This is a genomic window from Paenibacillus sp. SZ31 (assembly GCF_012912005.1).
Lineage (GTDB): Bacteria > Bacillota > Bacilli > Paenibacillales > Paenibacillaceae > Paenibacillus.
Genome location: NZ_JABBEA010000008.1, coordinates 169136 through 192828 on the forward strand (window position 1 = coordinate 169136; position 23693 = coordinate 192828).

Consider the following 23693-nt stretch of genomic DNA (forward strand, 5'->3'; position numbering starts at 1 on the left):
ACGAAACGATAAAGGGGATCTGGAACATTGAAAAAGAGAAATCAATGGCTTGCCGTTCTGTCGATGACTGCCATTCTTACCGCAGGAGCCACTAGCTACACATCCATGATCCATGCCGCTGACGCAACTAAACCTGCCAATGATCATATCGTCCTGCGTACAGCCATCCAAAACATGCAGGGTACGGTCACATGGAACGGAAGCAGCCGCGGTGTTGATATCCAGATCGCAGATACTAAAGTACAAATTCCTGTAGGAACGTCCTCAGCCACCATCAACGGTGTGAAAATTCCTCTGGATAGTAAAAGCTATATCACCAATGGGACAACCTATGTATCTCCCCAAACGCTAAAATTAATCACGGATCAATTGATCCTGAAACAAAATAAAACCGGTTTTGAACGGACCGCATCCTTCCAGATGCCTGGTGGCAAAGCAGAAATATCAGCCTCTACACCAGATGGACAGCGCCTGCTCGTAACCGAGGCGGACAATGGCAGTATTTCCGTGCTGGACATCGCTGACTTGAAAAACATCAATGTATTGAAGACCGTCAGCTTCCATGACCTCTCCGCCCAAGCTGAAGTCACGAGCGTTACCGTGTCCAAAGATGGCAAATATGGTCTGGCTGTTATTCGTACAGGTGATACGGACCGTGAAGCAAACAAAGGATTGCTTGCCATTGTAGATCTGACAACCTACAAAACCGTCAAAACGTATGAACTTGGTATTGGTCCTGACTCGATTGCACTGTCACCTGACGGTCTGCATGCGGTGATCGCGATAGAGGATGAAGAGCTGAATAAAGCTGCCGATGAAATTGACTATGCCAACACCAAACGTCCGGGTAGCATAATGGTTGTATCTTTTGCTGGCGGGAACGTATTGGAGGGCGAGATCACTAACTTACCGGTATCTCTCGAAAATGTAGAAGGCGCCATCTATCCGCATGATCCACAACCCGAGTATGTTGCCATGAGTCTGGATAGCAAGACAGCAGCGATCACGTTACAGGAGAACAATGTCGTGGCCATCGTAGATCTGGAGACAAAAAAGATCAGCTCGATCTTCGCGCTTGGTACCACTTCACATCAAGCAGACCTGAAAGATGACGGTATCGTTCAGTTTAAAGAGACATTAACCGCTCGTTATGAACCGGATGGTATTGCTTTCTCGGCAGATGGTAAATACCTGCTGACAGCCAATGAAGGGGACTTGGGCAAGAATGAATTTGAGGATGGTGTAAAAGCAGGCGGACGTAATATTGCTGTCTGGGATCTACAAGGCCAGCGGATGTACGATAGCCAGAACCTCATTGACGGGGCAACCGCCATGGTTGGCTTGTACCCGGATGATCGCAGTCCCAACAAGGGAAGTGAAGTGGAGAATCTAACCGTTGCTACTGTAGATGGTACAACATATGCCGCGGTAGCTTCCGAACGGGCAGATGCCATTTTGTTCTTCGATCTTGCTGATCCGGTCAATCCGGACTATCTCGGTCTGATCCCTACAGCCGGAGAGTCGCCGGAGGGAATCCATCGGGTAAATGGACGTAACCTGTTTGTGAGTGCTGATGAAAGCACAGGAACACTTAGCTTTTTTGCCAAGAAATAGATCAAGTGTCCTTAGTATGCAAAGGCTGAATTGAACGTTTTCACGCTGTATTGAGCAGGAGGGGGCGAAGAGCCCCTATCCTCTCATACTGTTGTACACGCCACACTATTTCACATTTCCACAACTAGTGCTTCAAACAGTTAACGAGACTTTATATTTTCCAATTCCCGCCTGTTCCGCTCTACTTCCTCTTGTAACACTCGTACTTCCATCCTTAATGCGGATACTTCCTCTTTGACGCCAGACCTCTTCATCCCAAGATAGAAAACCAGATATAATACAAGACCAATCATAATAAAGAAAATTAATAGCGTTATAATCCCAGCAATACCAAAATTACTAACTCCATCCATAATGTACGTTTTCCTCTTTCCTATATCTTATTAATTTATATTTACAACAATACCATATTTAAGTATAACAAACAGTACAAAAAGCCAAGAGAGCATGCTCTCTTGGCTTTCATTATATCTATATATACCTTCCTATCCGGTGATCCTTATTCCCAGAAGAAACGACCTGCGAACACTTTTTCCGTCAACAGTTTGTACGTTTCTTCAGGCAATTCTTTTTTCATCTTCGCCATAACGGCTTCTTTGTCTTGATTATATTGTGTGGACATGCCAATCTCTGCCGTTGTATTGCTTGCATCCAGACGCATGATTGAGGCTTGGGCATCTTTCGTCCAAGGTGTCCATGCCGCCAGATCAGGGGACCCACCCGTACTTGGATTGCCTGTGTACAGGAACTGCTTCAGGTATGCTGCCATCGCGGTGGACAACTGATCACGTCCTGGTTTGTTCGTATCGCTAAAGTACCCCTCAGGGAAATAGGCAGCAATACCGTCTGCGTGCCCTGTATAGAAGTCCATGTCTGCACCATGTGGTGCGCCCAGTAATGTAAGCAAACGCTCAGAGATGACTCCAGGTTGTGTACCCCATGCAAAACGATACGCATATACCGGTGGCTGACCTGCTTCACTCGTCAATTGCTCCGCTACACGCTCTGCATTAAAGCCTGCATAAGCTTCGCTACCGTATTTCAACGCAGCAGCATATTGCTCCGCTTTGGTTTTATCGGTAAACAGAGTCTCATCAGCGATGGATGGAGCGAAGTTCGGATCACCAAAGGCAAAGCCAGAGAACTCCGTTTCCAAGCTGCCAAGCAATACAGGAACTTTTGTATAATTGCCGCTATTGATGGCGTCAAATCCTTCTTTTGGAATCACGCTACCATCCCGGAATAGATGCGGGAATGGTTCCATACGGATTGCGGTTGCACCAAATGCTGTGACCAGCTTGTCCGCAGGCAGTGCACGGAGGTAGCTCTCTAGCTGTGCCTGAGATTGCTTGCTAATCCATGCTTTTGCTTCTTCCGCGTTAGCCGCTTTCCCCTCTTGCACGAGCAGCTTCATGAGTACATCCTCAGATTTTTGTTCGCCTTCTTCCGGTGATGCTGTCGTCAATCCTCCGCTGAAAGCAACGGCTTTTTGATACAGTCCTTTGCTAAGTGGAGAGATCAGAGTTGCCAGCACATCACGTGCACCCGCAGATTGTCCGGCTAATGTCACATTGCCTGTATCTCCGCCAAACCCTTCAATATTATCCTGTACCCACTCTAGTGCACGGAATGCATCAAGCAGACCGTAGTTACCGGAGTCATCCAGGGCATTACCTGTTTTCAGCGCTGCATTCTCGAAGAATCCAAGGGCTCCCAAACGGTAGTTCACCGAGATAATGATGCTGTTGGTACTCCGTGCAAGCTGTTCACCCTGAAAATCTTTACCTGATCCGGTCATATTCCCGCCGCCGTGCAGGAACACCATCACCGGAAGTTTCGAACTCGTTGTGTCGGGACGCCAGATATTGAGATACAGCGAATCCTCGCTGCCTACAGTATTTTTACCAGAGATCTGCAAGCTGTTCGCTGCAAATTCCTTAGCCGATCTCGTTCCTGTCCATGCTTCCGGTTCTTGTGGAGCTTTCCAGCGCAGTTCACCTACCGGAGGTGCCGCGTAAGGAACACCGAGCCAGCCGAGCGTGCCATATTGCTCATAGGTTTTGCCATCAATCGCACCATATTTGGTCTGTTGCACCGTTTGAGGTTGGAACGCCCCAGCCTCTTTATGTTTCAACCAACTCTGCTCCAAGGTTCCACTGCCATTCTTGAGCTGCGTCTGCAAAGCCTGTGCGGTTGCCTCTGCCATCAGGCGATTAGTAAGTTGACTCGCTCCCTGCCCTTGAAGCGCCTTAATTCCTTTACCTGCCGCATAGGTGGAAGCTGCTCCTTGCTCATAATCCGTACCCGCTTCATATCCGAGCACCTTCAGTAACATTTCGGCATAACCTTCTGCTGTAAGGGGTGCGTTAGGATCAAACTTCTCCGTTCCTGTTACGATCTCAGCTACATACGGATGCTGCTTCAAGTATCCAACGACCGGTTGCAATACTTTGCCTGCCTGAGCCGCATCGTCATACGTTTCCGTTCCCTGATAGGCGAGTGCTTCTTTCTCCAATCCGGACAAACGCAAGTAAAGCACTGCGGCCTGAATGCGTGTAGCCTTTTTGTTCAGATAAGCCGCATTAACGCCTTGACCGCTGCCGCGAATAAGCTCGGATTGGATCAGTTTGTCCATCGCTGCTGAAGAAGAGGATGCTGTATTGCCTGCTGCATAAGCTGGTAGAGCGGATACACATAACCCCAGAATTGTTGCTACGGCAATCGAACGTTTAATGGTTTTCATGTCATAAATCTCCTCGCTGTCGAATAGTGTGTGATGGGATAATTTCATTGGAAATGTTCAGTTGAAATTCGTATCTAAGAATCAGTATTCCAATGTCTGGATGAGTCTATATCTCTATTTAGGAAAAATGATCTGCTGCGCTCCTTTCTTCTCAAAATATCTGCTACGGCGCTTGCGGTTATGCCATCAGGCATTTTTTTATATAAAAAAACCTGAACCGAAGGCAAACAGACATCGCTTTAGCGTGGTCTACTGCCCTCAATTCAGGTTTTGCCTGCAATCAGTAACAACCCTGAGGAATGAGGTTCACTCCATATGAAAATGTAAACGCAATCAATCGTTTGATGATGAATGAACCAACGAATGAACTGACACAGGTATTGCCCTAAACACGGTTACAATCCTGTTGTTATGGTGATGTTAGCACAGAATGAAAGCGTTCGCAATATTTTTTTTAATCATCTTTATATGATCTCTGACAGGGCTAACACTAAAAACCCGCATTCTCATGCGGGTCTAAACTTAACTTACATCATGATGATCTGGACTGCTAACTCTCAATCCATGGATATCTGCTGCCCTATCAACCTGTCGTTTACAGTGTACGTGCCAACTTTTCCAGCAGTTCTACCGCAGGGGCCAATACCGCTTCTTCAATATCAAATTCGGGATGATGATGCGGCGCAGGCAACTCGCTCCCAACAATCATATACGTAGCTTTGCCACCTTGCTCCTGTACTCGCCGGATCATATAACTGGCATCCTCACTGCCGAGAGAAGCACTATCCGATATGGCCTCGGCATGGGTGAACCCAGCGATGCCTTCTGCTTGCTGAACCGCAAGTTCTGCAAGTTCCATATCACATCCAATCGGAATAGCACTTCCAATCACCTCAACGGTAGCGGTCAGTTCATGCATGGCTGCGCTATGCTCAATGATGTGCCGCACGCGACGTTCCAGCTCCCGATTTGTTTCTTCACTCGTCGAGCGCGTCTCGATAACCATACGGGCATGCTCAGCAATAATATTGGCCCCTGTTCCACCTTCCAAAATACCTACATTGATCCGGGTATCTGCCGAGCTGAACCGGGGTAGTGCATGAATATTGAGCATGGCGGTCGCTGCGCCTAGCAGCGCGTTCCGTCCTTCCTCCGGTGAAGCCCCTGCATGGGAAGATACCCCGGTGAAGTGCGCTTCCAGCTTGGTCGTTGCCAGGAATCCGGCAGACGCACCTCTGATATGACCGGATGGCACACCGGTACCCAAGTGCATACAGAACAGGCGATCCACCTGTTCCAGCATTCCTTTTTCGACCATGGCATATGCTCCGCGCACACCTTCTTCGGCAGGCTGGAACAACAGCCGGATCTTGCCGGCAAACTTCCGGTTACTCAACCGTTCTGCAAGTGCTAGTCCAATCGTTGTATGTCCATCGTGTGCACAGGCGTGCATAATGCCTTCATGACTGGAACGAAATTGTGCCCCTTGCGGCGCATGTTGTTCCAACTTGCTCTCACGGATCGGCAGTGCATCCATGTCGAAGCGGAACGCCGTCGTTGGTCCCTCCTGCTCCCCTTGAAGTTCAGCGACAACGGCGGTGAATCCACCTCGCATCCGCTCCACGATTACGGGATCTGCACCTTCCCGGAGGGCACGCTGATATGCATCTTCCAACACTTCCGGTTTGGGCAGTCCACGCCGTGATGTGTCGTCGATCGCATCTTTTCCATATGTGACGCTATACCCCAGTTCCGTCAGCATCTGCACCACTTTGGTCGCAGTACGAAATTCCGTGAATCCCAGTTCAGGATGTTCATGCAGATCCCGGCGAAGCGCGATCATATCTATCATGTGTCATTCCCCTCTCTCCAACCTCTATCTATTTGATCATGCATACCGTTCCATACTACTCATTCAACGTTATGAGTCACTAAGCCTGCTCCTGATGATCTACTACAATCTTGCATTTACTCCCTGTTCCGTGGGTTATAATCTTTAATTATATACAGAACCCCTGGTATAACAAAACAGGCCATAGGTGAATTCACCTATGACCTGCTCTAATATGACGTGATTTGGAGCCACACTTATAGAATGACATCATCACTATTCCTGAAGCTTGCTCACTTGCTCAATCAGGCTATCCAGTCCCTTGTCGACCAGATACGGTCCATAATTCCAATAGTTGCGAGACACATTAATGATCCGATGATTTTTAATTGCAGGAATACTCTGATACACCGGCTCCTTGAATAGTTCCATCATCTGCTCCATCTCTTCATCGTCCATCTGGGTGAAGAAGTAGTCTGCAGGTTTATCCGCCAGCTTCTCCAATGAGAGCACGGTTCCACCATCTGCATAGGCTTTGTACTGTTCAGGCATATCAAATCCGAAATCCTGGTATATCAGCTTGCCCAATGTGCCGCCTTCTCCCCCAAGTAATACCTCCTTATTGTAGATGACGAAGGACATGGCCGTGGTTCCCGGTTCAATGTTGATGTTCAGTTCATCCCGAATCCCCTTCAACTTATCTTCAAAGGTAGCAATCCATTTCTCCGCTTCCTCTTTCCGATCCATAATCTCGCCCATCGTTCTCAGCGTGTTGATGACATCCGGGTCACCACCCCAGGCTACTGTAATCGTCGGCGCAATTTTCTCATAGGTGCCGATCACTTCCGTGCTTGTATAATCCGGTACGATAATCAGATCTGGCTCCAGATCCGATACCACTTCTACGTTCCCCGTTCCTGATCCGATATCCGGCACATTAGCCATCTCTTCCGGGTACAGATCAAGCGTTTCCTTATTCGCACCCGCCGGCTTCATTCCAAGTGGCAGCAAATACCCACCATATGTGATTACAACCGGTTTGGTAGACTGAGCTGGAATCTCAATCGTTCTCCCCGATGCGTCGGTATACATTTTGGTTGCAGGCAATGAAGCATCTTCATTTGCTGTTGACTGTGGATCAGCCCCTCCCCCGCAAGCTGCTAATAGCAGGGATAAACTAAATAATAAACTGACCGCCAACGTAGGCTTAAAACGAACATTCAAGTCATTCACGCTCCAAGTATTGTATTGATAATGATTATCGTTATTATCAATATAGCGTTGTCCGAGCTCTCCAGCAATGAACGATTCCGACTTCTTGTTGGTACGATTTGAACCTTTAGGAAGATGACTATGCATTTTATATTGAGCAGGGGTTTCTCCCATCATTCGTTTGAAGATTCGGCTAAAGTAGTACAGATCTTTATATCCGACGCTCTCAGCCACATCACGAATCTGAACATCTGTCTCTGTTAACAATACTTTGGCTCGGTTCATCCGGGTTTGGATGACGTAATCCATGGGGCTGCATCCGAATTTGCGCTTGAATACCCGTGCCAGATAGTGACTGCTGTAATGAAATTGGGCCGCCATATCCTCCATGGACACGGGATGCGCGTAGTGCTCTTGAATGTACGCTGCAATCTGCTCGGCCAATTCCGGAGGTTCTATCACCTGCTCAGCCGCCAGCTTCCATTGACGAAACTGTTCGTATACAAACTGATACAACAGTCCTGTGACCTGCAGCCTGTGCAGTTCTTCGCCGCTTGACCAGCATTCATGCATTCTCTCCATTATGGGAATTAGCGATAGTGGATAGGTTGCTGCAAAATGATACTGCTGCGTAGAAAATGCGTACTCCCGTTGTACGTTTTCCGCTCTCGATGGGTCGGTACCTGCAAAGCTTGGCTGGGGTTTATATAGAATTAGATAATATTCCAAAGGCATATCCAGACAATGGATATGTATAGTTGTGCCTTTGTCACCATGTAGAACCTGTGTCTGGTTGGACCTGAGCTTTTCTTTGCCCAAATGAATAATGGCCTCCCCTCTGACCATCAGCAAAAAAGCATGGGCTGGCAGAACATACGGCTTGAGCACCTGTCCCGGCTTCAAGACCAGATGACGAATGTCCATGAGCTTCACCTGATTTTCATTCCACCACTGAATGGCTTCTGACCATTCTTTCATTACAAACCACCTCAAAGCCGATCATTAGACGAGGGTCTTTCCCAAGCCCGATTTTCTCCTTAACATACAAGAGTGATCCTCATTTTGTCCAGTTTACCTGAATTCCACCACCCTTCATTAATCGTAAATTTTACATATAGTTAATCCATTTCATATATTGGTTTAGCAATTGTTGTATACACTGGGTTCTGGAGACAAAACAAACTATACATATATTCTAGGAGGATGCATTCATGTTAAACCGGTTTAATGTCCGTGCAGCCAAAATGATGCTCGCGGTGACAACGATTGTTACGGCTACACTCGGAGGAAGCAGTGCAGCGTGGGCTGTCGAAGACACGACCTCAACGACATCTGCATCACCGATTAAAAATGTCATTATACTCATTCCTGACGGCATGGCTAACGATGCGACTGCTTTGGCTCGTTGGTACAAAGGCTCGTCCCTAACACTGGACTCCATGGCAAGCGGCATGGTTCGTACACACTCCGCTGATGCGCCGATTGCGGACTCGGCTCCTGCCGGAACAGCTTTTGCAACAGGTTATAAATCGCATACCGGATTTGTCGGGGTACTGCCGGACAAGGCTACGATGCCTGGACAGAAAGCAATTGCGCCTGGAGATGCAAGAAAACCTGTTGCTTCCGTGCTGGAAGCATCCAAACTCGCCGGTAAAGCAACCGGAATTATAGCCACATCCGAGATTATGCACGCCACACCAGCGGACTTCTCTGCCCACTATCCGGACCGTAAAAACTATGATGCCCTCAGCAAACAACAAGTCTACAATGGCATGGATGTTGTGTTGGGTGGAGGTAGCAAATATCTTGAGCCAGCCGGACGTAAAGACGGCGAAAATCTGGTGTCTTCCATTAAGGCACTGGGTTACGATTACGTCACTACACCGGAGGCAATGAAAGCATCCGATTCAAATAAATTATGGGGTATGTTCGCACCCGCAGGCATGGCTTACAATATGGACCGTGATCCTGCCAAGCAGCCGAGCCTTGCCGAGATGACATCCAAAGCTATTGAAGTTCTGTCCAAAGACGAAGACGGCTTCTTCCTGATGGTCGAAGGCAGCAAAGTGGACTGGGCAGCTCATGCCAATGATCCGATTGGTATTATCAGTGACGTGCTGGCATTTGACGATGCCGTAAAGGTAGCCATGGATTTTGCCAAAGCGGATGGAGAGACTGCCGTTGTGGCTGTTACGGACCATGGTAATGGTGGACTCACCATTGGTAACAACGCAACTAGCGGCACATACGATAAAGAGCCGTTGTCCACATTTATCGGACCTTTGAAAAAGGCCAAGCTTACAGGCGAGGGCGTTGAAGCGAAGCTGAATGCGAAGCGTACGAACATCAAAGCAGTGATGAAACAATACTATGGCATTACGGACCTGACTTCCGAAGAGATTGCCACCATTAAAGCGGCCGAGCCAGGCAGTCTTAACTATGCAATCGGTCCAATGATTAGCAAACGTGCAGGGATCGGCTGGACAACCGGTGGTCATACAGGTGGAGATGTCGTGTTGTACACATATGCTCCGAACAATGACCGTCCATTCGGTGTGATTGACAACACGGATGTCGCCAAATATATGGCTCGTGTACTGGATCTGGATCTCGACAGCGTGAGCAAACAATTGTTTGTACCTGCCAAACAGGCATTTACAGCCAAAGGCGCGACGTACAAGCTGGACCTGACGGATGCCAAAAATCCGAAGATCCTCGTTACAAAAGGCAACACTAAGCTGGAACTGCAAATCTACAAAAATATTGCACTAGTAAACGGCAAAAAGACAGCCTTGGAAGGTGTCATTGTCTATAACGGTGTAGAAGCCTTTGTTCCACAGACAGCCGTTGATCTGATACAATAATTCGTTAGAGCTGCTGGAACGACTGGAGATTACACCATTTGGCTGCCGAATACTTCGGCAGCTATTTTGTTGTTTGCTGATAAGGAGTAGGTGCTTGTCCCCGCTTAACGTATAATGGACGTAATATTGATACATAGGATACAAATAAGGAGAGATTCACCCATGTTGATCAAATTAAACTGGATCACGCTGAGGGTCAGTAATTTGGAAGCTTCGCTCGGGTTCTATCACGACATGCTCGGACTTCCCATTCAGCGCAGATTCGAAAGCCGTGGACGGCAGATTGCCATGCTGGGCATGGAGAATGCAGCCAAGCTGGAACTGATTGAGGGTAGTGAATCCATTCTTAAACGTGAGGCTGGCGTGTCGATCGGTTATGAGGTAAGCTCGCTGGATGAAGCCATGGAACGACTGGCAGAGCTAAATGTCCCGATTTTACGTGGCCCCATCCAGCCCCATCCGCATCTGCGGTTTATTTACATTACAGATCCAGATGGCTTCGAGGTACAACTCGCAGAGCATACCTAATAGCCGAGTGTAACTAAGCATTAAGTGTGCGTATCACGATGACCAGTTGTGTGTGCATGTGTGAAGCTAAAACTGCATACATGCACACACTACCTCAAAATGTTGTGATATCGGTAAGCTTTATGTCTGTTTACAGCTTCATGCGGCGCATCAGCGGCACACCTACGCGATTCAACAACCGATCAAGCATTAGCCAGCACCAGCGTCTGCCCCAAGGAAGATGGCGCTCATATACAGCGGAATACTCGAAATCCGCCACAGCACCGCGATTGCGCTTGAACTGCGCAGCCCCGGCGCTCTCATGCAACAGATGGCCGTTCTCGCGAGCCTGTCCGATCAGACAGGCCGATAACATGCGGTATAGTCCAACAGACTGGGGCACCGCTGTGTCGTAACCGAACAGCGGCGTTGTCATAACTCCATTGCGGCAGAAATAACCCATGACCGCGTCCAGGCGCCCCTCTTTTCGCAGGCCATAGAGCCTGAGTGTTCCTGAAGCCATCGCAGCAGCAATGAACTGCTCGGTGAATTGCGGATTGTGATAGGAGTATTTTTCAAGGTATAACAGCTTGTACAACTCCACGATTCGCGGAATATCTGCATCTGTCATATCTGTTACGGATACGAGTTCGTATCCATGCTTGGCCAATAATTCGTAATCCCGCTTCAGCAACCAGCGCGACTTCGAGTTGCCAAAATTCGGATCATGCGCTCGGTACAGGTAGATTTGTCGGCTCGGAATCAATCGACACCCCGCTTCTGTTAGCCTCGCCGTCAGATCGGAATGAAGTCCCGGACACAAAGAGCGAAACACAATGACATGCTCAGGGTATCGCTCTTGTACCGCTGCAAGCAAACAAGCCGCCTGATCACCAGACATGGCTGGATACAGATTGGTGGACAACAACCAGTTGTTCACATGCGCGACTTTGTTGATCTGTGATCGCTTCATTCCCCAACCGATTAGACTGAGCAGCGCAGAAAGACCTTTTTCCAACATGGGCTTCTGCAACATGATCAATTCCTGCTTGGCGTAACTCACGTAATGCGTGTATGGCGAACAGACGTAAGCATTGTCATACTCTGTATCGTTCACTGTCACCGGAATAACGAGATCATCGATCCGGGCGAGCAGCAATGTCGTTTCCACGTTGGACATAAAGCTTCGGGACCCTTGCTGCATCATAGGTTCCAGATAAGCTCTGGCATATCTGCCGTCCTCCGTATTAGGCCAGTCCATGTCTTTGAACAAATGGTGATCATATAGACGCACGCGTTCAGCGCAGTTATCATTCCTAATCTCATATGTACGGTCATCGCAGGCCGAGCTGTCTTTCATTCCTTTATTCTTCAACCTTCTACTCCCCCATGAGGTAACATCTTCTCTTTAACTACCAAGTTCAGTTCAATGGCTACCCTATCCGGATAATTGCTCTGCAAGCTGACGATACACCGGTCCGTCTTCTCTCTGGTTGACCTCATCTTCATCCATCTCCAGCCAGTAGTCCGCATCCAGCAGTTCTGCCATATCCAGCCGCGTAATCTCTGCACATTCAGGATGTTCACATACTGCAATCATCGGTTCAGGACTGTCATCCCAGTTGTATCCGTTCACAATGGCATGCAGGAGTACAGCTGAATCCAGTGCACGGATTTGGGCAGTTGCCTTGTCTGAAGACTCCTCGTACAAAATTTCATCTACAATGCTTTGCTCCGCCTGGGTCAGCTTGAGTCTAACCGCACCTTTGGTATCCAGTAACATATCCGCTATGTCCGGATTACGTCTCGCTGCGTTCCAGGCACTGGCCTGAATTCCAAGGGGCGCGTCCAGTTTGACTCCATGTTCAATCAATAGCTGAATGGCTTCAATTTGCTTGAACTTCACAGCTTTTTTCAGGGCGGTATCCCCAAGCTTGTCCTCCACTTCCAAGTCCGGGCCAGATTCCAGAAGACACCGGATCGCTTCAGTCGGCATACGATTTGTCAAAAAGAGCATCAGCGGTGTACGTCCACGATCATCCTGTTCGTTGATATCCAATACACCGACGGCTGCTCTGACTTGTTCCACATCTTTGGATTTGCTAATCTCCAACCAATTCATGGTTCGTTCTCCTCCATCCTCTTCATACTCTACACATCACTGTATAGGAAAAAAATGCATGCATCAAGTTGTACTCTAGACGAAAAAAAGCCCGTCCAGTACGCCAAATACGCACCGACAGGCTCTCAACTATTCATTATTAAAGTTTATTCCCAACGGAAGTAGCCTGATGATCCGAGACTAACTCATTCAGGTCCACGATCAGTTGCTCCAGTTCTCCGAAGCTCTCCACCATCTTCTGTGTCAGGTTGCGCTGTTCTTCCATGCTTGCCAGAATCTCTTCTGTCGCTGCACTGGATTGCTCCGTTACACTCGAAATCTCGGAAACCTCATTCACAACTCTGGTGGAAGATTCCTTCATGGTAGCCGAACTAATCTCAATATCTGTCGCTTGATTCAATACATGCTGAGAGTTGCTGTTGATCGTACGGAACACTTCATCTGCCGTTTGCACACTGTCTCTTCCTTGCTGTAACGAAAGACGAATGCGTTCGAATCGATCCGTCAGTGCCTGCGTCTGTCCTTTCAATCGAGACAGAATGGTTGAAATATCACTGGCTGATTGACCCGAGTTCTCGGCTAGCTTGCGAACTTCCTCTGACACTACAGCAAAGCCGCGTCCATGCTCGCCTGCACGAGCCGCTTCAATGGCTGCATTGAGCGCGAGCAGGTTCGTCTGACTCGCAATATCCGCTATGCTGTTTAGCATAAGCGTCATGGATTCACTTTCCTCGTTGAACTTTCGCATGTCACTAGCTGTTGTATTGATCGTGTCATATAGCTCTTGCATCTGAATGTTCAGCTGGTCCATCTGTGTGCTTCCTGTTTGCGTGCTCGTTGCCATACTTGAAGACAACTCTTTCATCTGCTGGGAGTACGACGCAACGTCTTTGATATGCCGATCCGACACAGACAAAGATTCCGAAATCTCGGCTACACTGGTCGCCTGGAACTCAACACCTTTGGCAACTTCACTGAAACCAAGCGTCACCTCATTCGTGATAGAACCAGTCGCATCCACCTTTTGCTTCAACTGATCCGTATAACGAGACAAACCATCGACGGATTCCTTCACACGTTCCAGCATCGTTTCCACTCTTTGTTTCGAGCGCTCTACCTCATTCTGGCGTACTTCACTTTCATGGAAGAGCCTTTGATTCAGCTGTGAGACCAGCATCAGAATGGCCCCCGTGAGAGCGAATAGTCCCACATTAACGATATTGCCTATTAGCTCAACAGAGTCAACGGTATTCATAACAAATAACTGAAGAACACTGTTGACTAGTAATACCGAAAATCCAACCACAAAAAATTTCTTGTTAGGAAATAACAGTAGAACTGCGGTTATAACCAAACTTAAGGCAAAATTGACCGTTCCCCAACCGACATAGACTCCACATATTGTAAGTAATACAGTAATCAGCCATGGAATGAGATGAATATGTTTCTTTTTCGCATTAGCGTATGTAATCCAAACTACAAAGATCAGAGCTACTCCATTGGACACAAGTAACTTCGGCATCGTAAAGGCCAGCCCCATACCAATGGCAATAATAATCCACAAAATGATACCGATTAATTTGTTCCTTTTCCAAATAATTTCGTCCATACGATCCATGCATACCCCGTCCTTTTATGTAGGTTAATTGTGAGTTGTAGGGCCTTACTGTACTACTTCTATCAGTCTTTGGTCCTGCTTATGCGCAAATCGCAAATACGAAGCGCCTTAGCATAGTACATATTGACTTCACAAGTATGAAATCAGCGCTACTTTATGTATATCGGTATTCAACATTTAAAATGAATATGAATTGTAAAATGATATGTATGCATATCATTTTACAAACAAAAAGGCCTGTCTTATACGTTATGGCGTACAGAACAGGCCTTTTTGGTCATGATATGGATGGGCAGCAACTCTTATTTTCCGAATACAAGTGTGGTATTGGATGATCCTGCATACTTGGTGACGAACTCACGCGCGTAGCTGGCACTCTCTACCTGATAACTATAGTTGGAGCTTGGTCTCCAGTTCGTTTTAGGAGAAGTCGGGCTATTCAGAGCCGGCGTACTGCCCGTATCCGTAAACTCACCTTTTCCTTTGTCATCCAGGATGCCACCCTTTTCAGCGCCAGCACCAAAGTAGTTGTTTTCAGAATAAATACGTGCTTTTTCACCAATTGTGATGGCCTGATTAAAGTTGTTGGCATAGTTGTTTTTGAGATGGAAGTAACCATATCTTAAAAGTCCAGGACCACGTACATTTAAATTTTCGAAGTAATTATTAGACATCGTCACATGAGGTACGCCATTGTAACTGCTGTTACCATCATTCGGATGACCGAGGATAACACCATACTTATGGTTCGCAAATTTGGAATTGCTAATCGTAATGAAGTCAGCACGATCACCGATATACAGAAGTTTGTCCAGATCACTTCCGCCAGAGCTATAACTGTGGCCAGCGAACGTCACATGATCGATCCAGTAATTGGAGCCAGAAGTGATGTACACCTGGATATCATCATTGCCGTTGATATTCGCTGAATGTTGAAAGGTCAGGTTCTGAAAAATTACATTGCTTGAACTACTTGTAGATCTGAAATGAATATTCGTTAATGTATGTTTGTCAAAGGAACCTACCAGTGTCTTGTTCGCTCCAAATTCAACCTTTTGCAGAGAGGAAGAAGAAATATTCTGTTCAACAACGACAATTTTGGCTGTAGAGCCCGCCATATGTGTTCTCAGGTCATTAAGATTACTAACGTAAACCACCTGACCGTTCTTGCCACCTGTCGTGGCTGCCTTGGATACACCATTTTCATTCTTGGCACTACCTGCAAAACCGGTTAATCCGTTCGTACCTGTGTTTGAATAACTGGCCGCGCCATATGTAGACGGAGCCGTTGAGATCGTTAACAACAATAGAGTTACCGCGAGTAAAAGCAACGAAAACTTCTTCAAAATTTCACCATCCTTTATAATATTATCCTCGAAGACAACTCGATTATATCGTGTAACTTCGACTGTGACAATACAATGATTGCAAAAAGACAACAATTATCACTTTTATGCAACAGCAGATCAGATATAGTGAAAAATCAAAATCAGTCCTTTCTTGCACACAAAATAGAGCTGCTAATTAGCAGCTCTATAAACGAGTACTGTGAGATACAACTTGGACACTGACGAAAAACCATTCGCTTGCAGTTAATAATATCTCACGACTTCTGATAGTTGCGGCGGAAGGCGCCAGGTGTGATTCGTTCCAGCTTCTTGAAGATGGCTCCATAATAGCTGGTAGATTCGAAACCGACTTGACGAGCGATATCCTCCATCCCGCGCTGCACATTGCCAAGCAGCAGTTCCTTGCTCTTGTTGACCCTTACCTGGTTAACATAGCTGATGGGACGAATGCCTGTCGTCTTCTTGAACAAATGACAGAAATATTCCGGTGTGACACAGATCAATCCAGCCAGCGTTGGCAAAGTAATCTCTTCAGCATAATGCTGTTCAATATAGTCCAGAACCGGCTTTAATCGCTCATACTGTTGCCCGACGGTATCGCTGCCCTCAACAGATACGCGTTGAATAATCTCTGTCAATAAGGTATAGAGGACAGCGGAGCAGGCGTAATTGCTTAATGTCTGCTCTTGCGGTGTTAAGGCAGCTTGCAGCAACTCCCGCATGCGGGATAGAAGGTATTCAGGCGATGCAAGCGTGTATACACATGTGTCGACAATGCCCACGGTTTCAAGCAAGCTTGCTGACCCGCTGCCATCGAAAATGATCCAGTCGACTTCCCAGCTCTCGGATAACGCATAGTATTCATGCTTCTGTCCAGGGAACAACAGCATGCCCATACCTGGCTTGACGATATGTTCCGTATCACTTAGCTTGAGCTTGCCCACACCGCTGCGACATTGTATCCACTGATAATCCTGAATGCCTTGGTCTCGGCGTATGTGCTCCTGTTCATGATGCAGGCCGATGCCAAGCAAATAAAAAGGGAGCAGCTTGTCCCGGGCAGATAATACCGGGAAATTGCGATTGGGAAGAGGCATACGACTAAACTCTCCTATTATCTTAATATTGTTATATCATATTAATTTTTTAAGATATTCACTCCAATTAATATAGCATATAATCGCAATATATTGATAAATAAAGGAGAATACAGGATGACAATTAAGATAGGAATTGATTATTATCCAGAGCAATGGACACCGGAGTTATGGGAGAAAGATGCCGTACTTATGCAAGAGACGGGGGTTACAGTTGTGCGAATGGCGGAGTTCGCCTGGAGCCGAATGGAACCGACTGAGGGTAATTATCAGTTTGAATGGCTGGATGCGGCTATAGAAGTATTCGCTTCGCGTGGTATGGAAATTGTGTTATGCACCCCAACCAATACCCCGCCGAACTGGATGACAACCCGTTATCCGGATGTGCTACCCATGGATGAGCAACGCCACATCATCCGGCCAGGTGTGCGTGGACATCGTTGCAACAACAGCCCTTCCTTGAGAATGCTGGGCTCTAGATTTGTGGAAGCGATATCACAGCGCTACGGTAAACATCCCGCCGTCATCGGCTGGCAAATCGATAACGAGATGCACTACCAGGAGTGCCATTGTGATACATGCAATCGTGCATTTGTCGCTTGGCTGCAAAAGCGTTATTCCAATCTGGAGGAGTTGAACCGGGAGTGGGGTACGGTCGTCTGGAGTGGGGAGTACAGCAGCTGGGCTGAGGTAACAACGCCGCTTGGTGCCAGCAAACCGATGAATCCTTCTTATCTTCTGGAGTACAAGCGGTTTTGTTCCGACAGCGTAGGCTATCTGCTGGGATGGCAGCTTGAGATTTTACGTCGTAACTGCCCAGATCAATTCGTGACGCATAACATGTGGCAATATCCGAATAGTCTGGACTATTATGATATGCACAACGAATTAGACTTCGTCTCTGTCGATTATTATCCGAATGAGCTGTATCGCGATTATGGCGATCGGTTTCCAAGGAACGGAGCGCTCACGTTGGACTTGGTTCGCGGTATCAAACGCCGGAATTTCTGGGTAATGGAACAGCTCAGCGGAGCGCAGGGCGCCTGGATGCCGATTCAGCGCACCCCGTATCCTGGACTGATCCGAGCTCGCTCTTGGCAGACAATCGCTCGCGGTGCGGATATGGTCGTCCATTTCCGATGGCGGAGTGCTACCGTCGGAGCCGAACAATTCTGGCACGGGCTGATCGACCACAGCAATGTTCCTGGACGCAGGTTCAGGGAATTCGCGGAGCTTACTCGCGAGGTGAACCAGTTAGGAGAAATACTCGCCGACTCAACCATTGTTACCCAGGTTGCGATCCTGCATTCGCATGATCAGCATACGGCGCTTTCCCTTCAGCCGCAGGCGGAAGGGGGAATGCACTATATAGACAACTTGTCCTCTATGCATAATGCATTTTTGAAAATGGGCGTCGGTACAGACGTTATCAACTGGACTGAGGAGCTCGACGGGTACAAGCTGGTCATTGTCCCTTCCCTCTTCCTGTTAAGTGAAGAAGTAGCACAGCGACTGGAGAGTTTCGCAGCCAAGGGTGGCACGGTTGTTCTCACCAATCGGACTGGTGTGAAGAACATGAGGAATGTATGTGGGATGTTGCCTCTGCCGGGGCTACTGGCGGAAGCGGCGGGTGTTGTCGTAAGTGAATATGATGCCATCGGCAACAGTGAGCATCGCATACGGAACGCGGAGGGCAAGACATTCGCTGCGAAGCAATGGTGTGATCTACTGGAACTGCGAGGTGCAGAGCCAATCGCCTGGTATGACAACGACTTTTACGAGGGTGTACCGGCGGTTACTGTCAATAAGCTTGGTGAAGGTGAAGTGTATTATGTCGGCACTTGGCCGGAGCCATCGTATTTCTATCAGCTGTTTGAAGACATATTGAAGGAAAAGGAATTGGCGCCCAAAATCCAGTTGCCGGAAGGTGTCGAGCTATCGATTCGAACGAAGGGGGAGCAAAACTTCCTCTTCCTGATCAATCTGACAAATGAGCAACGAGAAATTACGCTGGACGTTCCTTATCGCAGCTTGTTGACCAGCGAAAGATTGGATCAGAAGTTGACTCTTCCAGCTCTGGGAGTAGACATTCTAACTGTATAAGATCAGTAGCTTGTCATATTTAAGAAGGGATGTCTCACAAGGCTTACGACCTTGAGGGACATCCCTTCTCTCACTAATCTCGAGCCTTCTTGTTACTACGTAGAAGTTTAATAGGTTCTAATAAACCGTAGGGAGTGCCTTGGTATTCTAATGTATAATCTTCATCTTCGGGATGGAATGACCACCAGTCAAGCCAGTTTGGATGGGCCTCCTGTTGATGAAGTGGACCGAACAGATTTCTTGGACTTCCAACAACTTCAACCACGACTTTATTCTGTTGATCCGTCAGGAGGGTAGGATCTATGTCAAACCATGCCTCGCATTTCCACGGAATGGTCTTACCTGTTGTGCCGTCCAACTGGATATCAAGGAGAACAGCCGCATATTTACCAAACTCCAATCTGTATCCGTTAACTGATTCGATACCCTTTTCAATCTCAAAATCATAGTTCATACTGCCACAATAGTAGGGATAGCCTTGTTTACGCCAGTCTCCGTAAGTTAGATTGTCAGGCTCACTCACTATTTTACGATTAGGGTCGACAGCAAAATCTCCAATAATATATGCATTCTCCAATTCCATATCGCTACAATAAGAGATCAGAACAGTTAACATATTGATGCCCTCATGCAATCCTGACAATTTAATTTTTTGCATACGCCGATCCAAATAATATCCTTCTGGCTCTTGATCCAAGCAGTTGCCATTAAGCTCAAAATCGAAACGATCTGCATCTTCAAATACCACAAATACATCATTCGCTGGCACATCGGCAACCACAAATGTAAACCTGAGTTCCAGCGGGGCTTCATTGCCCGGATGATCCTCATGAATCCAGAAGTACCTCTGCAGGTTTCCGTTGTGGAATACCTGACGCATACCCAGTCGTTCACGAATCATACGTTGGGCCCTCCACACCTCCATGGGCTCGGACCATGGTTCATTCCCCAGGCGAAACTGGCATTGATCAAGAATAAGCGCATTAGGCTCAGTTCTTTCAAACGAGACAGGTTGTAGCTCTGAGATGTACTCATTAATTATCTCAAACATGGTATGATCTTGATCCGACACCTGATTCACGTCAGGCACTTCATCGTTGATAACGGTTGCATTTGTCTCTTGATGGGTTGAAGTGGATGACACAATATACAGCCTGGACTGTGCTGGTCCGAATGTATCGCTGAAGCGTATTTTGCCATCTTTCTTATGAACTGGACGTGGAATCATTTCTCCAGACCAAGCATTCCATTCTTCCAGGTGTTGCCCTTCTGAGATACAGATTTCCACTTGATGGGTGTTATTCCGATCATTATTTACAATAAAAACAGTCGAGCCATGTTGCACCTGGCGGTGCATGTGCAGAAAATGCTTTGCTTCCATGCCATCCTTATCCTGAATGCTTACGGCACGTGATGTTTTCTCGTCCAACAGAGGCATCAGTTCAGCAGAATCTTTGAATTGAATATAGTGGCTATGCTTATATAGCTCATCCAAACGATGCAAATTTTCTGACCTGCCATCTACTAAGTAAGGCACTTCCCCAAATGCAGCAACAATACCCCCACTATCCATAAATGAAAGCAACACCTCAAGTGTTGAGGACATTACATTGTGGAGAGAAGGTAGAACAACGAGTGAATATTCTGCTTCACCCACGTATAGCAGGCCTTTCTCAGCTCTGGCGAACTCTTTCATTATAAGCTCATCACCCAGATCATAATCGACATGCCATTCAACCATACGGTTAACGAATTCGTTGAACGACTTATCGTAGTCTGTCAGCATCGATTCATTACCGGCTGTATTCTTCCATGAGGATATGTTCACATTTTGTCCCAGATGTGACCACACCGATGAGGCTGGATGAATCACAAGCACATTCCGAGTTAATTTCCCCTCACTTAAGACCGAGCCGAGTCTTGCATAATAATCCTCCATGCGCCGATTATGATTCCACCAGTTCATATGATAATTGAAGGATGGCGGATAATCCCGCTTACGACATCCTCTGAGTGAGTACCAGGATAGATGATGAGTCAATAGATTAATACCTAGAGCAAATTGCCAATCCCCGATCCATCTTCGACTCTCAAAAGTTAAATCCCAGCCTGTCACACCATAAGTTTCGGTGATTACTTGTTTCTTACCAAGCTGATTCGCAACACTGGACACCTGTTTGATCGTTAAATGTTCTTTTGTCTGCTCTCCCAGTGTATCAATGCCCGGTATGTGCAAATATCGATAATGAGACATCACTGAACCGTTATGACGAGTCTGTCCGACGATGCTACCTTCGGAATGAAAATGTCCAGTGAACTGAATGCCATGTTCTTGGCACCACTCCCCGATTTGTTTCGTATACGATTCGCTGAACGTTTCGGTCACGGTCAACCAGTAGTCATAACGTATTTGTGGAGAAAGAGTGCCTTGAAAAAAGAAGTATGGAAGCAACGTCCATATGGAATACCCTCTTCTGAGTTCGAACTCGTGCGCAAACACTTCGCTCCATGCAATCCAAGTCAATTCTGGTTCATTCATACGTTCGGCAAAACCTTGGATCGTCGGCTCATCGGTAAATATTCCCGGAACCGTTTTTCCGAATTCTTCTCCAACTGCTTCCCTGTAAGGTTCATAGTCGGTCTCAATAAATAACTTTACCGTCTCAGGATTCATGAGATCCGTGTAAGTGTCGCCATGACACCAATCGTTTTTATCAGCGATTCTTACACGGAAGATGAGATAGATCTCATCTTCCGCATGAAGAACCACTGTGAGCTCATTCTCTGCCAGTTGCCTCAGCTCCGTGATGCTTCCCCCTGTTATGATAGCATGATATATGGCAACAATGGATGTATCTTCTCGTTTAAAGGTACGGCTCATATCTAACGTCAGTGCCTTGGCACGTACCTTATCGCCGCCTTTACTCGCAACCATTCCACCACCCATTCCTGAGGAATATCGATCTTCATCGTACAACCAGGCAGAGATGCCTGACTCCTTCGCCTTAGCGACGCTATCCTTGATCCGATGCATAAACTCTTGGCTCAGATAGGGTGTTTCCAAGCCTTCACGCACATGCATCATAAAACCGCCCATGCCCTGTTCCTTGAAACCATCAATCTGGCGATTCAGCTCCTCCTGCTCCAACTTGTCGTTCCAAGCCCAGAATGGAACCGAACGAAACGAATGACCTGGATTTAAAAATGCACGCTTCAATATGTCCGGATTCATGTGTCACCTCACAATGTACAGATTGATTAACCGTATTATTTGTATTTCTGAACGCGTCAGCTACTCCACTTTCTATCTAATCTCTATCTTCCCAGTTTAGAATACGCTTTCATTATTTTGTGTATGTAGAGATACTATAGCACAAAGTGATATTACGGAAGACTGTTGTTGTGTTGATCATAAACAAAAAAAGTCGCTTAATAGCGACTTTCAATAGGACTACCCGAATTCTGTCTTGACTGCATTCAATGCAGCTGCAATCACTTGATGCATATCATAATATTGATACATTCCTAGACGTCCACCTAATATAACATGTGGTGATTGCTCTGCAAGTTTATGATATTTTCTATATTTTTCATTATTATTGTCGTCATTTAGAGGGTAGTAGGGTTCATCGCCTTTGCTCCAAGCTTGGGGATACTCTTTCGTTATGATTGTCTTGGACTGCTTGCCGAATTCAAAGTGTTTATGCTCTATAATTCGAGTGTATGGTGTTTCGGAATCGGTATAATTTACAACTGCGTTGCCTTGGAAGTTTTGCTGATCTACAGTCGTGGATTCGAATCGTAAACTTCGATATTCTAACTCACCGAATGTATAATCAAAAAATTGATCGATCATTCCTGTATACACCATTTTTGAGGAGCTTTTTAAATAGAATTCTTTGTTGGAAAAAAAGTCCTGATTTAGTTCTACCTCGATCCGTTCACTCGACAACATTTTTTCGATGATTTGGGTATACCCGCCAACGGGAATCCCCTGATATCGGTCATTAAAATAATTATTATCATACGTGAATCGGACAGGGACACGTTTAATAATAAAGGGAGGCAACTCTGTTGCTTTACGCCCCCATTGTTTTTCTGTATACCCCTTCACCAGTTTCTCATAAATATCCGTTCCAATTAATGAAATGGCTTGTTCTTCGAGATTTTTTGGATCTTTAATCGGTGTTTCCTTTATCTGTTCCGCAATCTTCAATTGGGCTTCATCAGGGGTAATCGTGCCCCATAACTGATTAAACGTATTCATATTAAAAGGTAAATTGTATATTTCACCTTTATAATTGGCGACAGGGCTGTTCGTATATCGATTGAACTCCGCAAATTGATTGATGTAGTCCCAGATTTCCTTACTATTGGTGTGGAAAATATGCGCCCCATATTTATGAACATGTATGTCCTCTATAGGTTCCGTATAGATATTACCGCCAATATGGTCTCTTTTTTCAATAACCTTTACTCGTTTTCCCCGTTTGGCTGCTTCATAAGCAAATGTACTGCCGAATAATCCGGAACCTATGACTAAATAATCGTACTGCATGTACACTCACCTTACCTTTCATTCGTGTATAAGAAAGCAATTGATATAAAATAACCTGTGGATTCTATACGTATC

14 protein-coding genes are annotated in these 23693 nt (G+C 46.6%); 4 read left to right on the forward strand and 10 right to left on the reverse strand.

The features are described from left to right. Positions 1 to 27: 27 nt before the first annotated feature. Entirely contained in the window at positions 28 to 1614 is a 1587-nt protein-coding gene (locus HF638_RS17140) for a choice-of-anchor I domain-containing protein (RefSeq protein WP_169481285.1), read from the forward strand. Between the two features lie 499 nt (positions 1615 to 2113). On the opposite strand, the gene HF638_RS17145 is transcribed toward HF638_RS17140, so the two are convergent. The 3 genes from HF638_RS17145 to HF638_RS17155 all read right to left on the reverse strand — a co-directional run bounded on the left by HF638_RS17145 (position 2114) and on the right by HF638_RS17155 (position 8378). Further along, complete coding sequence (locus HF638_RS17145) at positions 2114 to 4357, reverse strand: carboxylesterase/lipase family protein (RefSeq protein ID WP_169481286.1); 2244 nt, start codon at positions 4355 to 4357, stop codon at positions 2114 to 2116. Positions 4358 to 4952: 595 nt separating this feature from the next. After that, the gene (locus tag HF638_RS17150; protein ID WP_169481287.1) at positions 4953 to 6209 is read right to left on the reverse strand and encodes an amidohydrolase; all 1257 of its coding nucleotides are present in this window, start codon (positions 6207 to 6209) and stop codon (positions 4953 to 4955) included. A gap of 255 nt (positions 6210 to 6464) precedes the next feature. Further along, on the reverse strand, positions 6465 to 8378 hold the full coding sequence (locus tag HF638_RS17155; RefSeq protein WP_169481288.1) for an AraC family transcriptional regulator: 1914 nt from the start codon (positions 8376 to 8378) through the stop codon (positions 6465 to 6467). 233 nt (positions 8379 to 8611) lie between these two features. Between HF638_RS17155 and HF638_RS17160 the strand changes: the two genes are divergently transcribed. Both HF638_RS17160 and HF638_RS17165 read left to right on the forward strand, forming a co-directional pair. After that, positions 8612 to 10264, forward strand: coding sequence for an alkaline phosphatase (locus HF638_RS17160; protein ID WP_248278181.1), 1653 nt, complete (start codon positions 8612 to 8614; stop codon positions 10262 to 10264). A gap of 162 nt (positions 10265 to 10426) precedes the next feature. After that, positions 10427 to 10792 carry a VOC family protein gene (locus tag HF638_RS17165; RefSeq protein WP_169481289.1) on the forward strand — a complete coding sequence of 122 codons (366 nt, stop codon included), beginning with the start codon at positions 10427 to 10429 and terminating at the stop codon, positions 10790 to 10792. A gap of 130 nt (positions 10793 to 10922) precedes the next feature. Here HF638_RS17165 and HF638_RS17170 read toward each other — a convergent pair whose 3' ends face one another. The 5 genes from HF638_RS17170 to HF638_RS17190 form a co-directional block, all read right to left on the reverse strand. Then, positions 10923 to 12146 carry a GNAT family N-acetyltransferase gene (locus tag HF638_RS17170; protein ID WP_169481290.1) on the reverse strand — a complete coding sequence of 408 codons (1224 nt, stop codon included), beginning with the start codon at positions 12144 to 12146 and terminating at the stop codon, positions 10923 to 10925. Between the two features lie 63 nt (positions 12147 to 12209). After that, positions 12210 to 12893, reverse strand: a complete 684-nt coding sequence (locus HF638_RS17175) for a DUF4274 domain-containing protein (RefSeq protein WP_169481291.1) — start codon at positions 12891 to 12893, stop codon at positions 12210 to 12212. Between the two features lie 139 nt (positions 12894 to 13032). Next, a complete protein-coding gene (locus tag HF638_RS17180) occupies positions 13033 to 14511 on the reverse strand; it encodes a methyl-accepting chemotaxis protein (protein WP_169481292.1) in 1479 nt (492 codons plus the stop codon). Between the two features lie 302 nt (positions 14512 to 14813). Continuing rightward, the gene (locus tag HF638_RS17185) at positions 14814 to 15857 is read right to left on the reverse strand and encodes a pectate lyase family protein (protein ID WP_169481293.1); all 1044 of its coding nucleotides are present in this window, start codon (positions 15855 to 15857) and stop codon (positions 14814 to 14816) included. Between the two features lie 257 nt (positions 15858 to 16114). Next, positions 16115 to 16957 (reverse strand): AraC family transcriptional regulator, encoded by an 843-nt coding sequence (locus tag HF638_RS17190; protein ID WP_169481294.1) that lies wholly within the window; start codon positions 16955 to 16957, stop codon positions 16115 to 16117. A 117-nt stretch (positions 16958 to 17074) separates the two neighbouring features. Between HF638_RS17190 and HF638_RS17195 the strand changes: the two genes are divergently transcribed. Then, complete coding sequence (locus HF638_RS17195; RefSeq protein ID WP_169481295.1) at positions 17075 to 19060, forward strand: beta-galactosidase; 1986 nt, start codon at positions 17075 to 17077, stop codon at positions 19058 to 19060. A 73-nt stretch (positions 19061 to 19133) separates the two neighbouring features. On the opposite strand, the gene HF638_RS17200 is transcribed toward HF638_RS17195, so the two are convergent. Both HF638_RS17200 and glf read right to left on the reverse strand, forming a co-directional pair. Further along, positions 19134 to 22292: a glycosyl hydrolase gene (locus tag HF638_RS17200; RefSeq protein ID WP_169481296.1), complete on the reverse strand. Its 3159-nt coding sequence runs from the start codon at positions 22290 to 22292 to the stop codon at positions 19134 to 19136. 219 nt (positions 22293 to 22511) lie between these two features. Beyond that, complete coding sequence (gene glf / locus HF638_RS17205; RefSeq protein ID WP_169481297.1) at positions 22512 to 23618, reverse strand: UDP-galactopyranose mutase; 1107 nt, start codon at positions 23616 to 23618, stop codon at positions 22512 to 22514. Positions 23619 to 23693 lie beyond the last annotated feature (75 nt).